Genomic DNA, 12,482 nt, shown 5'->3' on the forward strand with positions numbered 1-12,482 from the left:
CGTGAGATTCGTTGACAATATCATGAGGCAAATTTAAAATCAAAAAAAATGGAGCCAACCCATGAACAGCATCTTTTTTACGGTCATCACATTACTATTACTGACCGCTGGTGTTCTTTTATTGATGCAGGAGTTCAATAAAACGAAAGTGTCGAAAGACACCAGTGAATCCCCGCAACCGGAACTCATGACAAAAGAGGAAGGTGAAGACCATTTCTCTGTTTTGATGAACTCCGTTACGCCTGTTTGGTACTGGCGGGTGAACCATGAATATATCGACTTTTTACACGCGACAATTAAGCGCATGAAAATGTCGGAAATTAATGACACGCCCGGACTGTTTGAGGCGCAGCGTCGTTGTAGTGACCTGAATTCAGCAGTGTATAAATATTATGACAATATCAAAAAGCGCTGTCTTAACGGCGAGAAGGTCTCTTATTCCGACCTGGACGTATTAAATTTGCGTCAGTGTTTTCGCGAGTTCAGCCTGGAAGCCTACCCGGAGCTGGTGGTGCTGGTCTGGCCGGAGTATGCCCGTCCGGAGGTTAACCCAGACAACGTCTGAGTGACGTACTGGTTAGCTATTGCAAACAGTCAGCGCCGTTGAGCTATACTGGGCGCTGGTTTCTTTTGCAAACAGGACTTTATGGAACGCTTTTTTGAAAACGCCATGTACGCCTCTCGCTGGATACTGGCCCCCGTCTATTTTGGCCTTTCGCTGGCACTTGTCGCACTGACGATTAAGTTCTTTCAGGAAATCTGGCATGTTCTGCCGAACATTTTTTCCATTGCCGAAGCGGATTTGATTCTGGTTCTGCTGTCGCTGGTAGATATGACCCTGGTGGGCGGACTGCTGGTGATGGTGATGTTCTCCGGCTACGAGAATTTTGTCTCCCAGCTTGATATCGACGAGCGTAAAGAGAAGCTCAGCTGGCTGGGCAAAATGGATGCTTCATCGCTGAAGAATAAAGTGGCCGCGTCGATTGTGGCAATCTCCTCTATCCACCTGCTGCGCGTGTTCATGGACGCGAAGAACGTTCCGGATAACAAACTGATGTGGTACGTCATCATCCATCTGACGTTTGTGCTGTCTGCGTTTGTGATGGGGTATCTGGATAAGATCAGTAAGAAGTAATTCCCCTCACCCCGGCCCTCTCCCCGTGGGTGAGGGCATCAGACCGCACTATTTATCCGACGACGCCTGCCAAAGATTCAACTCCCCATCCGCAACATGCTGGTCAATCCGCTTGAGTTCGTCCTCGGTAAAGCGCAGGTTTTCCAGCGCCTGAACATTCTCTTCCAGCTGTTCCGGACGGCTTGCGCCAATCAGCACTGACGTCACCCGCGCATCTTTCAGCAGCCAGCTTAGCGCCATCTGCGCCATCGTCTGACCACGGGCATGTGCCATCTCATTCAGCAAACGCAGGCTGCTCAGGTTGGCGTCGGTCAGCATTTTCTGCGTCAGGCCGCGCACTTTATTCCCTTCGCGCTGCATGCGTGAACCTTCAGGAATACCGTTCAGGTATTTTCCGGTCAGCAGACCCTGCGCCAGCGGGGTAAAGGCGATACACCCCGTACCGTTTGCTTCCAGCGCGTCCAGCAAACCGGTCTTATCGACCCAGCGGTTGAGCAGGTTATAGGATGGCTGATGAATAAGTAGCGGGATTTTCCATTCGCGAAGCAGGTCAGCCATTTTCTGAGTGCGCTCCGTTGAGTAGGACGAAATCCCGACGTACAGCGCTTTACCGCTCTGCACGGCGTGGGCCAGCGCAGCGGCAGTCTCTTCCATCGGCGTGTTTTCATCCACGCGATGGGAATAGAAAATATCTACGTATTCGACGCCAAGACGCATCAGGCTCTGGTCGAGGCTGGCGAGCAGATATTTGCGTGACCCCCCTGAACCGTACGGCCCCGGCCACATGTCGTAACCTGCCTTGGTGGAGATAATCAGCTCGTCGCGATACGCGGAAAAATCCTCACGCAGCAGGCGGCCGAAATTCTCTTCCGCGCTGCCTGCCGGCGGGCCGTAGTTATTGGCGAGATCGAAATGAGTTATGCCGAGGTCGAAGGCTTTGCGCAGCAGCGCGCGCTGGGTATCAAGAGGCTGGACGTGGCCGAAGCTATGCCACAGTCCGAGTGACAGTGCGGGCAGGCGCAGGCCACTTTTCCCGCAATAACGGTATTGCATATTCTCATAGCGGCCGGGGTAAGGGTACCAGGACATGATGTCTCCTTTTCTTATCGATAATTTTTTGAAACGTCGTTTTCATTCTGAACTTATCACATCACAAAGAGCGAAGATAATGGTTAACGGTAGCTGTGCGACCAGTGAAGCCACGCTAATTAAAAATGATCACAAAACGTTATAATTTCCCTCGTTCCTGCCGATAACGAGAGTAGTACTCGCCTCTGGGCGAACTCACCCTCACGGCAAGGAAGACTTATGAATATGCTCCGTAATTTCACGATCCGCTTCGTCATGCTGATGATTCTCGGGATCTTTTGTTTAATGTGGGCGGGTGTTGGCTTGTACAGCACCTGGTCTCTTTCTCGCGTTTCTGATGGCAATGAAGTGGACCGTCAGTTGGTTAAACAGATGACGGTACTCAGCCAGGGCAACGATCAGTATTTCCGCTTCGTGACCCGTCTGAGCCGCGCAATGGAAGTCAAAGCCGCAGGCGGCACGCCGGATTTGGCCTCTGCCCAACAGGCGCTGGATAACATGGGCAAGAAACTGGCCGAGATGAAAGCGATCTCCCCAGGCCCAATGGATGAGCAGATCTCCTCCCGGGTGATCGGCACCTGGCAGGCGCTGCTTGAACAGGGCGTCACGCCGCAAATGCAGCAGGCGAAGCAGGGGGCTCTGGAGGGATATCGCCAGCAGGCCAACAGCGTTACGCCACCGCTGAGCCGCGCGTTCGGTGCGGCTGCTGAGGAGTTCAACAATGCCGCTGCGAAGTCGCTCGACAGCACCCGCGTGGTGGTGGACGGCCTGACCAGCATGACCCGCACGGTGATTATCGCCGCCACGATTGTCGGCCTGCTGATCCTGCTCTTCACCGACCGCTACCTGGTCGCGATGCTGGTCAAACCGCTTGACCGCATTCGTCAGCAGTTCCGCCAGATTGCTCAGGGCGATCTCAGCCAGCCCATTGAGCCGTTTGGTCGCAACTGCGTGGGACAGCTGGTGCCTCTCCTGAGCGCCATGCAGGACAGCCTGCGTGAAGCGGTCAGTACGATTCGCTCCGGCAGTGAAAATATCTGGCGTGGTGCAACTGAAATCTCCAGCGGTAACAACGATCTCTCTTCCCGTACCGAAGAGCAGGCGGCCGCGCTGGAAGAGACGGCTGCCAGCATGGAAGAGCTGACCGCCACGGTGAAACTGAACGCGGAAAGCGCGCGTCAGGCAAGCCAGCTGGCCGATGTGGCCTCAACTACCGCCAGCCGCGGCGGATCGCTGGTGGAAGAGGTGGTGAGCACCATGAGCGGTATCTCTGAAAGCTCGAAGAAAATTGCTGAAATCACTAACGTCATCAACAGCATTGCTTTCCAGACCAACATTCTGGCGCTTAACGCGGCGGTTGAAGCAGCGCGTGCGGGCGAGCAGGGTCGTGGTTTCGCCGTGGTGGCAGGTGAAGTCCGCAACCTGGCAAGCCGCAGCGCCAACGCGGCCAAAGAGATTGAGGGGCTGATTACCGATTCGGTTTCCCGAGTAGAGCAGGGGGCGAAGCTGGTGAGCGACACGGGCACCACCATGGATGCGATTTTGCGTGACGTGACGGAAGTGACGACCATTATGAAGCAAATCGCATCGGCTTCTGAGGAGCAAAGCAAGGGGATTTCTCAGGTCGGTATCGCCATTACCCAGATGGACGGCGTCACCCAGCAAAACGCCTCGCTGGTGGAGGAAGTTTCCGCCGCGGCGGCGGCGCTGGAGCGGCAGACCGAAGATCTTCAACGCTCGGTGCAAAAATTCCGCCTCACGGCATAATGCAATTTTACAAGGCCGCCCTGTGCGGCCTTGCTTTATTAGCGTCTTCCACATTCAGCGCGCTCTGAAACTGCTATTCTTTGGCTAACCCCACTGACGTTCTGGGCTCCTTCTGCGAGGTGTTGCTATGAACAGATCGTTATATGTCATCCCTTTCCTTTCTTTCACGTTTCTTGTGCTGTTCCCGGTTTCTGCCAGCGCGACCGATCAGGCTCAGGAACGGCGCGTGGCGCGTGATGTCAGACAGGAAACCCGCGACGCGTCACGACAGGTGAAACAGACCTGCGTGGCGAACAATAACCAGAGCAATCACGACTGCCGTCAGGACAAACGGCAGATGAAACAGGCTGGAAGACAGAAAGCGCGGGACATTAAGTATTAATCAGATTTGCGAGATGGCTTCCGGGAATGCCCCTTGTCGCCTCGTGCTAATCGCAGTATCTTCTTGCCGCGCCTGCAAAATCAGGCGTCGGGATTGACCTCCTGGTATAAGTTACAGGTGACATGGATTACTATGTCGCGCGCACGGTTTCACCTCAATGGCGGACCGGGCGGGGGCGTCGAAAGACGCGCCGGTTTCCTGTAACGCCGGTAAGGTCAACCTCGTCTGGCTCCGCCACCCGTGAGATTGACCTCTCCGATGGCGGATATAAATACCGTTACAGGAGGCTGCCATCATGGCTACAACCCCAACCCAGACACACGCGTTATTTACCACGCCGTTTTCTCATACCACCGATTTCACCGAGCTGGCAGACAACTGCGAGCACTATGCTTATTCTCTGGTGGAGTGTGACGACATCACCGAGAAGCTGGCGTTATGCGGGCGTCTCTCCACCTGTCTGGCGCTGCTGCAACCCACGCTCCACGAGCCTGTTCCCGCGCATTTGCTCCCGCATTTTATCGTGAACGATCTTCCCGCACGGCTGCCTGCTTTCGAACCGGAGAGCGATCAACTCGGGCAATACTGCCAGGTCTTAACCCAGTTGCTGATCGGCCGCGCTCTGCCACAGGAGATGGCGCGCGTGATAGAGGATTTGCTGTGTGAGCTGGTGGGATATTACGCCGATACGCTGAAAGCGCCGCGCTGGATAAATACGCCGGAAGGTCATATCGCAATTAATTAAGATTGTCTTCTGTTGCCGGGTAGCGGCTGCGCCTTACCCGGCCTGCGTTATTATTTTTATATGTTAATGTAACAATATATTTGGCATTTTCTGCACCGTAAAAACGATGATTATTAATATAGTCTTAAGCTCCTCCCGACATAATTAATTTTCTTATTTTATCGGAAATAATACAGTCTATGAAAAAGCTCTATATCGTATTGGCCGCAATGGCAGGCTTGGCTATGGTCAATTCAGCAATGGCGCAAAGCGTCACCGTGGATGTCCCGAGCGGTTATAAAGTGGTGATTGTCCCGTCATCCACCACGGTTCCGGAGGCGGTAAGCATCTCGCCAGCACCGTCACAAACTGTTTATGCCGCGCCAGCGCCTGCTCCGGTTTATCACCCGCGTGCGCGACATGTGGCGAGCGTGGCGGAAGGGATGGTGATTGAGCATCAGTATGACGATCATCATTGATGCTTCACATTCAGGAATGCGGCAGCAGGCTAAGCGCCTGCATAACTGCCGCCTGCAATCGTGATTCCGGAACACCGTCCCGGGCCTGCACCGACAAACCATGTAAAAAGACGGCAAAATAATCTCCCAAACTCTCTGCATCGGTCGTATCCGGGAGTTCACCGTTATGCACTGCCTGATGGAGACGGTCGATGATCTGCTGCGTACGCTGCAGGCGATGCTGTGCCAGCCAGGTTTTGAGCGTTTCATTTTCCGCACTGACGCTGGCTGCAGAGGCCACTACCATACATCCTTGCGGCAAATCCGGATGGCAGTACAGGTGAACCGCATCCATTAACAGCGTCTGGATGGTATCCCGCACGTTGCCCCCTGCGGATAAGGCCCGATCTGCAAAACCGCCTTCCTGTTTTTCGTAATCTGCAATTGCTTCCCGAAAGAGCTGCTCTTTTGAACCGAACGCCTTGTAAATACGTGCCGATGCAATCCCCAGCTCTGCTACCAGATCAGACATTGAGGTTCCTTCATAACCCTGTCGCCAGAACAGGTTGCGCGCTTTGATAAGCGCCTGGTCACGATCGAACTGGCGCGGTCTGCCTGCCATTTTGTTGCTCCGGTTGGTCCTGAATTCAGTGCAACAGGATCGCTTAAATCATCTGGATTACCAACGAAATTATAATTTTCGCTTGCGGTTATCCGGCTTTACTCCTATTGTTTGTCGATTGACAAACAATAGGAGTATACAATGAAAACCCTTAAAGGTCCCTCTCTCCATCTCGCTCAGTTCAGCGATGATGCGACCCCGTTCAATAGTTTACCTGCGATAGCCAGGTGGGCAGCGGAAACGGGTTTTAGCGCTTTGCAAATTCCAGCATGGGATCGCCGCCTTTTCGATGTCGCGACGGCGGCAGAAAGCCAGACTTACTGCGACGATCTGACCGGTATGCTGGCGGAGCATGGCCTGGTGGTGAGTGAACTGACCAGCCATATCTTCGGCCAATTGATGGCGGTGCATCCGGCCTACGACAGCTTATGTGACAGCTTCGCGCCGCCGGAAGTACACGGCAACCCGCAAGCGCGCGGTGAATGGGCACAGCAACAGATGCTGATGGCGGTCAAGGCCTCCGCCAGGCTTGGACTCAGCGATCTGGGCACCTTCTCTGGCTCGCTGGCGTGGCCCTATTTGTTCCCATTCCCGCAGCGCCCGGAAGGGTTAATTGAAACCGCCTTTGACGAGCTGGCCAGGCGCTGGATGCCGGTGCTCAACGCCTGTGACGAGCAGGGTATTAACCTCTGCTATGAGATCCACCCGAGCGAAGATCTGCATGATGGGGTGACGTTTGAAATGTTTTATCAAAGGGTGAAAGAGCATCCCCGCTGCCGGATACTTTTCGACCCCAGCCACATGGTGCTACAGCAGCTTAACTATCTGGAGTTTGTTGATATTTATAAGGACATGATCAACATGTTCCACGTCAAAGACGCTGAATTTAATCCAACTGGTCGTCAGGGCATTTATGGTGGCTATCAGTCATGGGTTGATCGTGCAGGACGTTTTCGCTCATTAGGTGACGGTCAGGTGGATTTCAGGGCTATTTTCTCGAAGCTGACTCAATACGATTATGCCGGCTGGGCAACCCTGGAATGGGAGTGCTGTCTGAAAAATCCGCTGGATGGTGCCAGAGAAGGGGCTGCGTTCATCCGCGACCATATTATTCACATCACCGATAAAGTCTTCGATGATTTCGCCGGTGCACCGGTGAACCCTCAACAAATCAACACATTACTCGGCATCCGCTAAGCCACGACCTTACAGGGAGTCCCCATGGAACAACAATACGGTGAGATCGCACATGCGGATCTCAGGGCAGAACACGTCTATACGAAAGTGAACGGACAGCGCATCCACTGCGTCGTGGCGGGAAAAGGTCAACCGGTATTACTGATACCGGGCTGGCCGCAGACCTGGTATACCTGGCGCTATGTCCTTCAGGCGCTGGCAGCGGCGGGTTTTCAGGCGATAGCGGTTGATCCGCCCGGTATCGGGGAATCTGATAAACCGCGCGACGGCTATGACACCGGACGTGTCGGTGCCATGCTGCATACCATGATGGAGCAGCTGGGCCATTCGCGTTATAGCATAGTGGGTCACGATATCGGCATGTGGGTTGGTTATGCCATGGCGAGCGATTTTCCTCAGGCGATAGAAAAACTTGTGCTGACAGAAGCGGTTATCCCTGGACTGGCACCACCACCGCCGATTTTTGTCGCACCGGAAGAGAACATCTTTCTCTGGCACTTCATGTTCAATCAACTGGCGGATCTACCCGAAACCCTTACCAGCGGGCGCGAATCACAGTATCTCAGCTATATTTTCGACCGCTGGTCTCATCGGCGTGAACGGGTTGCCGCAGAGGTGTATATTGCCGCCTATTCAACACCCGGCGGGCTGCGTGCGGGCTTCGACTATTATCGCGCTATCCCGGAAACCATTCGGCAGAACCAGCGCCGTGCGCAAACGCCTTTAGCCATGCCGGTGTTAACGGTGGGAGCCGAACATGCTACGCGCGATGCGCCGCTGATAACCCTGCAGGGCAATGCCCTTGATCTGCGTGGCGAGACGGTGGCGGACTGCGGGCATTTTATTACCGAAGAGTGTCATGAGGCGTTTATTGGGCTGATCGTACCATTTCTCTCAGAGGACACCGATCGTGCCGCTTGATAAACATATTGCTGACTTTCTGGCAGCGTTATCGGGCGCGCCGCTACCGATGTCGTTAGCCGAACTGCGTGCCGCCACCGAAGTTGATTTGTTGCGGCTGCAGGGAGAGGATGAATTACGCGATGACATGCAGGATTACGTTGTCATCGCCGATGATGGTTACGCCATTACCCTTCGTGCCTATACCCCCGCCGCCTCAAACGCGGACATCGCGCAGCCTGCAATGCTGTTTGCTCACGGCGGCGGATGGTGTCTGGGTTCGCTCTCGCTGTACGATCGACCCTGTCAGGCATTGGCTAATGCCACTGGCCGGAAAATACTCTCCGTGGATTACCGTCTGGCACCGGAGTTCCCCTTCCCAAGGCCGTTAGAAGATGTTTATCAGGCACTGTGCTGGGCCAGTGAACAGGCTGCGCTTCTGGGTATTGATGCTACCCGTCTGGCGGTGGGTGGCGACAGTGCAGGCGGCAATCTTGCTGCAGCGACAACTCTGCTGGCCCGCGATCGTGGCGGGCCTCACATTGAGCATCAGTTGCTGCTCTACCCGGCGTTAACTCGCGAAATGTCGACCGAAAGCTATCGTGAATTTGCTGAAGGTTATTATTTAACGCGCGATGCGATGGCGTTTTGCTGGGAAAACTATCTGGGAGAGCGTCGTCACCCTTATGCCGAGCCGCTGCATATGGCCTCGCTGAGGGGGGGACCGCCAGCAACCATCCTGAGTTGTGAATTTGATCCCCTGCGTGATGAGGCTGAAGAGTATGCGCTGAGACTTGAGGAGGCGGGGGTACCAGTACGCTGTGAACGGTTGCCGGGAATGGTGCATGCCTGCATTCATATGTCAGGGTTAACGCCAGCCGCGCGTCGGTTGTTCGAACGTGCGCGTATCTGATTCAAAATACACAAAAAACCCAGCAATCACGCTGGGTTTATTATTCATGCCTGTTCACAAGGTGGCACATCACCTTAGTGCGTTGCTTCACCAATCAGCGCGCCAGAACCGGCACCGACGGCCGCACCTTTCAGCACGCTCTTACCGGTAACCGCCGCTGCACCTGCGCCCACGGCAGCACCTACCGCGCCACCTTTACGCGCGGCTTTACCTTTATCGCCGTTTTTGAACATGGCACCTGTGCCTGCGCCAACAACGGCGCCGCCAACGGTCGATTTCAGATCTTTGCCCGTGGCCGCGCCAATGGCAGCACCCGCTACCGCGCCTGCGGCGGTTTTGTCGATGGCCATTCCCGAGGTGGAAAACAGGAGGGCGCTGATAACCAGCGTTGTTTTAATCAGTTTCATAACAGATCCTTTGTGACTGCTGTCGGTTGATACGTCATTTCTCTGCATCTGGCAGGAGAGAAACGGCCAGATAGTGCCAGCAATACCGCCTCAACCTTTAGGCTAATCATGCCCTGAGCAAGGATCTGTGCTGCCGGGCGGCTAACCGCCCGGCCAGCCGTCATGCCTGACGTTTGTCTTCCGTATTCGTCTCGAAGTCGCTCGCCGCATGGCGCTCGTGGAGCTGCTCATTCAGCTCGCCGCTGGTGCGGTTAACGATGCGTCCGCGCTTGACGGCATGGCGGCTCGCCACATCTTTTGCCCAGCGCTGAACGTTAGTGTACTTCTCTGCGTCGAGGAACTCGGCGGCGTTATAGACGCTACCCAGCGCCACGCAGCCGAACCATGGCCAGATGGCGATATCCGCGATGGTGTACTCCTCACCCGCCACGTAGCGACCCCGCGCCAGCTGTTTATCCAGCACGTCGAACAGGCGCTTGGCTTCCATCGTGAAGCGGTCAATCGCGTACTCAATTTTCACCGGTGCGTAGTTGTAGAAGTGACCAAAGCCGCCGCCGAGGAACGGCGCCGCACCCTGGAGCCAGAACAGCCAGTTCAGGGTTTCCGTGCGGCCAGCCGGATCTTTCGGCAGGAAGTGACCGAACTTCTCAGCCAGATAAAGCAGGATATTGCCGGATTCAAACACGCGCGTTGGCGGGGTCGTGGAGTAGTCGCGAAGTGCCGGTATTTTCGAGTTCGGGTTCACGTCAACAAACCCGCTGGAGAACTGATCGCCCTCGCCGATGCGAATCAACCACGCATCGTACTCCGCGCCCGTCACGCCCAGCGCCAGCAGCTCTTCGAGCATAATCGTCACTTTCTGGCCGTTGGGTGTGCCCAGCGAGTAGAGCTGCAGCGGGTGAGAGCCGACAGGAAGATCTTTCTCATGCGTTGCGCCGGAAATCGGACGGTTGATGTTGGCGAACGCGCCGCCGCCGTTCTTTTTCCATTCCCATACTTTTGGTGGCTGATACGTGTTGTCTGACATGTTGGCCTGCCTTTTTAGTGATGTGTTGAGGCAGTGTAGCAGGAGATTTGTGAAGCGTTTAACGAACTGAGCGCAATCAATTAACCGCTATTCCTTCTGCTGCTTATATATATCAAATCCGGCATAAGCTTAATCGAAAATCGCATTTTCATAATTAATGCGTAAATGGATAAAGCTGCATATGATGCTTCAACATAAATAAAAGATGCAGTAATAAACACTTTATAAGGCAAGGAGTTAGTGAGATGCGCAAGCTTCTGTTATCGGCAGTGGTGGTTTCGCTCGCGTTAGGCCTGGCGGGCTGTGATGATGCGAAAAATAAAGAGACAAATACGCCCTCAGCGGCAAAAAGCGACGCGCCAAAAGAGGGCGGTTCGCTGATTATCGGTATTACCTCCGGCGACCCGTTAGCCGTTAATCCGCTCTACGCCAGTGACCGCACAACGTTAACCATCATGCAGGCGCTCTATGCCCCGCTGTACAGCTTTAATAACGGCAACATTGAGTGGGGCCTGGCGGAAAGCCTGACGCCTTCCGCCGACAACCTGAGCTATACCCTGACGTTAAAACCCAACCTCAAATGGCAGGACGGACAGCCGCTGACGGCGGACGACGTGGTCTTTACGTTCAACAAGCTGCTGGATGCCAAACAGCACAGCTTCTTCCGCAGCATGTTCACCTACGGCGATAAGCCGGTACAGGTGAGCAAGGTCGACGACCGCACCGTTAAATTCACCTTACCGCAGGTTAGCGCCGCCTTTACCGGAACCCTGGTGCAGATCTACCCGATCCCGCAGCACGTATTTGCCAGTGAAGGCGATCTGGAAAAGAGCAACAAAAACGATGCGCCGGTAGGCTCCGGGCCGTTCAAATTTAAAGAGTACCGCGCCGGGCAATATTACGCCCTGACCCGTTTCGATGATTACTGGAACGGCAAAGCGAAGCTTGATTCCGTGACCTACCGTTTCGCCAAAGACAGTAACGCCGCCAACCTGGCGCTGCAAAACGGTGAAATCAACCTCAAGATGGTTGACCCGCAGGATGTGAATCGCCTGAAAAATACCGGTAAGTTCGACTTCGTGGTCTATCCGGAAGGCCGCCTGGCCTATATGACATTCAACCAGAACGTGCCGGTGATGAAGAGCAAAGAACTGCGTCAGGCCATTGCTTACGCCATCAACAAGGATGAACTGACCCAGACCGCCTTTACCTCGCTCGACTACGCCAAACCGGCAACGTCGTTCCTGACGCCAGATACGCTTTACAAGACGGATGACGTCGAGCAGTACAAATTCGATCTGCAAAAAGCCAAAGACCTGCTGAAGACGTCCGGCGCGCCGGATAATCTCAAGCTGCGCCTGGCGTATGTGAACACCAACAAAACCCAGGAGAGCATGGCGCTCTACATTCAGCAGGCGCTGAAGGGCATTGGGGTGAACGTGGAGCTGATGCCGCTGGACTCCAACGCGATGTCTCAGCGCAGTCTCGACATGAACAACACCGCGTGGGAGCTGAACCTGGGCGGCTACATCATGGGCTCAGAGCCGGATGGTTACAAATCGCTGTTCATGAGCAACGAAGCCTATAACTACGCACACTACAAAAATCCGCAGTTCGATGCCCTGTGGGATAAAGGTGCCGTGGAAACCGACGCCGCGAAACGTGCCGATATCTACAAGCAAATTCAGCAGACCGTGGCGAACGACATGACCTACTACCCGATTGCCTACACCAACGCGACCGTCGCGGTGGACAAGCGTTTCGGCGGCACCCAGGAAGCGGAGCCGAAACCGGTCTACCTGTTCCAGGATCTGTCAAAAATCTATCAGAAATAAGTGATTGCCCCGGCCGTCAGGTCGGG

Annotated in this window: 14 protein-coding genes; 10 read left to right on the plus strand and 4 right to left on the minus strand. The window is 54.7% G+C overall.

Features of this window, described 5'->3' with window-relative positions:
• Positions 1-61: 61 nt before the first annotated feature.
• Together PYW49_RS10765 and PYW49_RS10770 are read left to right on the plus strand one after the other, a co-directional pair.
• Positions 62-565: an ESA_00282 family adhesion-associated protein gene (locus PYW49_RS10765; RefSeq protein ID WP_134348751.1), complete on the plus strand. Its 504-nt coding sequence runs from the start codon at positions 62-64 to the stop codon at positions 563-565.
• A gap of 81 nt (positions 566-646) precedes the next feature.
• Positions 647-1,135, plus strand: coding sequence for a TIGR00645 family protein (locus tag PYW49_RS10770; RefSeq protein WP_047347852.1), 489 nt, complete (start codon positions 647-649; stop codon positions 1,133-1,135).
• A 48-nt stretch (positions 1,136-1,183) separates the two neighbouring features.
• Here the strand turns inward: PYW49_RS10770 and PYW49_RS10775 are convergent, their stop codons facing one another.
• Entirely contained in the window at positions 1,184-2,224 is a 1,041-nt protein-coding gene (locus PYW49_RS10775) for an aldo/keto reductase (protein WP_134348752.1), read from the minus strand.
• 219 nt (positions 2,225-2,443) lie between these two features.
• Here PYW49_RS10775 and PYW49_RS10780 point away from each other — a divergent pair, with 219 nt between their 5' ends.
• The 4 genes from PYW49_RS10780 to PYW49_RS10795 all read left to right on the plus strand — a co-directional run bounded on the left by PYW49_RS10780 (position 2,444) and on the right by PYW49_RS10795 (position 5,576).
• A complete protein-coding gene (locus tag PYW49_RS10780) occupies positions 2,444-3,991 on the plus strand; it encodes a methyl-accepting chemotaxis protein (protein ID WP_134348753.1) in 1,548 nt (515 codons plus the stop codon).
• A 127-nt stretch (positions 3,992-4,118) separates the two neighbouring features.
• Positions 4,119-4,373 (plus strand): hypothetical protein, encoded by a 255-nt coding sequence (locus PYW49_RS10785; protein ID WP_134348754.1) that lies wholly within the window; start codon positions 4,119-4,121, stop codon positions 4,371-4,373.
• Positions 4,374-4,668: 295 nt separating this feature from the next.
• Positions 4,669-5,118: a hypothetical protein gene (locus tag PYW49_RS10790; protein ID WP_134348755.1), complete on the plus strand. Its 450-nt coding sequence runs from the start codon at positions 4,669-4,671 to the stop codon at positions 5,116-5,118.
• A 179-nt stretch (positions 5,119-5,297) separates the two neighbouring features.
• Positions 5,298-5,576: a hypothetical protein gene (locus PYW49_RS10795; protein WP_134348756.1), complete on the plus strand. Its 279-nt coding sequence runs from the start codon at positions 5,298-5,300 to the stop codon at positions 5,574-5,576.
• A 10-nt stretch (positions 5,577-5,586) separates the two neighbouring features.
• On the opposite strand, the gene PYW49_RS10800 is transcribed toward PYW49_RS10795, so the two are convergent.
• Complete coding sequence (locus PYW49_RS10800) at positions 5,587-6,177, minus strand: TetR/AcrR family transcriptional regulator (protein WP_134348757.1); 591 nt, start codon at positions 6,175-6,177, stop codon at positions 5,587-5,589.
• Positions 6,178-6,318: 141 nt separating this feature from the next.
• On the opposite strand from PYW49_RS10800, the gene PYW49_RS10805 reads away from it, so the two are divergent.
• From PYW49_RS10805 to PYW49_RS10815, 3 genes are read left to right on the plus strand one after another with little or no spacing between them, the layout of a single operon-like run.
• A complete protein-coding gene (locus PYW49_RS10805; RefSeq protein WP_134348758.1) occupies positions 6,319-7,374 on the plus strand; it encodes a sugar phosphate isomerase/epimerase family protein in 1,056 nt (351 codons plus the stop codon).
• Between the two features lie 24 nt (positions 7,375-7,398).
• Positions 7,399-8,295, plus strand: a complete 897-nt coding sequence (locus tag PYW49_RS10810; RefSeq protein ID WP_134348759.1) for an alpha/beta fold hydrolase — start codon at positions 7,399-7,401, stop codon at positions 8,293-8,295.
• Complete coding sequence (locus PYW49_RS10815) at positions 8,285-9,187, plus strand: alpha/beta hydrolase (RefSeq protein WP_320386415.1); 903 nt, start codon at positions 8,285-8,287, stop codon at positions 9,185-9,187. The genes PYW49_RS10810 and PYW49_RS10815 overlap by 11 nt, the downstream gene beginning before the upstream one ends.
• A gap of 74 nt (positions 9,188-9,261) precedes the next feature.
• Here PYW49_RS10815 and PYW49_RS10820 read toward each other — a convergent pair whose 3' ends face one another.
• Positions 9,262-9,594 (minus strand): glycine zipper domain-containing protein, encoded by a 333-nt coding sequence (locus PYW49_RS10820; protein ID WP_320386416.1) that lies wholly within the window; start codon positions 9,592-9,594, stop codon positions 9,262-9,264.
• Positions 9,595-9,754: 160 nt separating this feature from the next.
• Positions 9,755-10,621, minus strand: coding sequence for a glutathione-dependent disulfide-bond oxidoreductase (gene yghU / locus PYW49_RS10825; protein ID WP_134348764.1), 867 nt, complete (start codon positions 10,619-10,621; stop codon positions 9,755-9,757).
• A gap of 245 nt (positions 10,622-10,866) precedes the next feature.
• On the opposite strand from yghU, the gene PYW49_RS10830 reads away from it, so the two are divergent.
• The gene (locus tag PYW49_RS10830; protein WP_320386417.1) at positions 10,867-12,456 is read left to right on the plus strand and encodes an ABC transporter substrate-binding protein; all 1,590 of its coding nucleotides are present in this window, start codon (positions 10,867-10,869) and stop codon (positions 12,454-12,456) included.
• The last annotated feature ends 26 nt before the right edge of the window (positions 12,457-12,482 follow it).

This window comes from Enterobacter chinensis, assembly GCF_034008295.1.
Taxonomy (GTDB): domain Bacteria; phylum Pseudomonadota; class Gammaproteobacteria; order Enterobacterales; family Enterobacteriaceae; genus Enterobacter; species Enterobacter chinensis.

Bases quoted from the DNA above. Each gene is read 5' to 3' on its own strand.
- PYW49_RS10765 (WP_134348751.1), top strand. From the start codon at position 62: ATGAACAGCATCTTTTTTACGGTCATCACATTACTATTACTGACCGCT.
- PYW49_RS10770 (WP_047347852.1), top strand. From the start codon at position 647: ATGGAACGCTTTTTTGAAAACGCCATGTACGCCTCTCGCTGGATACTG.
- PYW49_RS10775 (WP_134348752.1), bottom strand. From the start codon at position 2,224: ATGTCCTGGTACCCTTACCCCGGCCGCTATGAGAATATGCAATACCGT.
- PYW49_RS10780 (WP_134348753.1), top strand. From the start codon at position 2,444: ATGAATATGCTCCGTAATTTCACGATCCGCTTCGTCATGCTGATGATT.
- PYW49_RS10785 (WP_134348754.1), top strand. From the start codon at position 4,119: ATGAACAGATCGTTATATGTCATCCCTTTCCTTTCTTTCACGTTTCTT.
- PYW49_RS10790 (WP_134348755.1), top strand. From the start codon at position 4,669: ATGGCTACAACCCCAACCCAGACACACGCGTTATTTACCACGCCGTTT.
- PYW49_RS10795 (WP_134348756.1), top strand. From the start codon at position 5,298: ATGAAAAAGCTCTATATCGTATTGGCCGCAATGGCAGGCTTGGCTATG.
- PYW49_RS10800 (WP_134348757.1), bottom strand. From the start codon at position 6,177: ATGGCAGGCAGACCGCGCCAGTTCGATCGTGACCAGGCGCTTATCAAA.
- PYW49_RS10805 (WP_134348758.1), top strand. From the start codon at position 6,319: ATGAAAACCCTTAAAGGTCCCTCTCTCCATCTCGCTCAGTTCAGCGAT.
- PYW49_RS10810 (WP_134348759.1), top strand. From the start codon at position 7,399: ATGGAACAACAATACGGTGAGATCGCACATGCGGATCTCAGGGCAGAA.
- PYW49_RS10820 (WP_320386416.1), bottom strand. From the start codon at position 9,594: ATGAAACTGATTAAAACAACGCTGGTTATCAGCGCCCTCCTGTTTTCC.
- yghU (WP_134348764.1), bottom strand. From the start codon at position 10,621: ATGTCAGACAACACGTATCAGCCACCAAAAGTATGGGAATGGAAAAAG.
- PYW49_RS10830 (WP_320386417.1), top strand. From the start codon at position 10,867: ATGCGCAAGCTTCTGTTATCGGCAGTGGTGGTTTCGCTCGCGTTAGGC.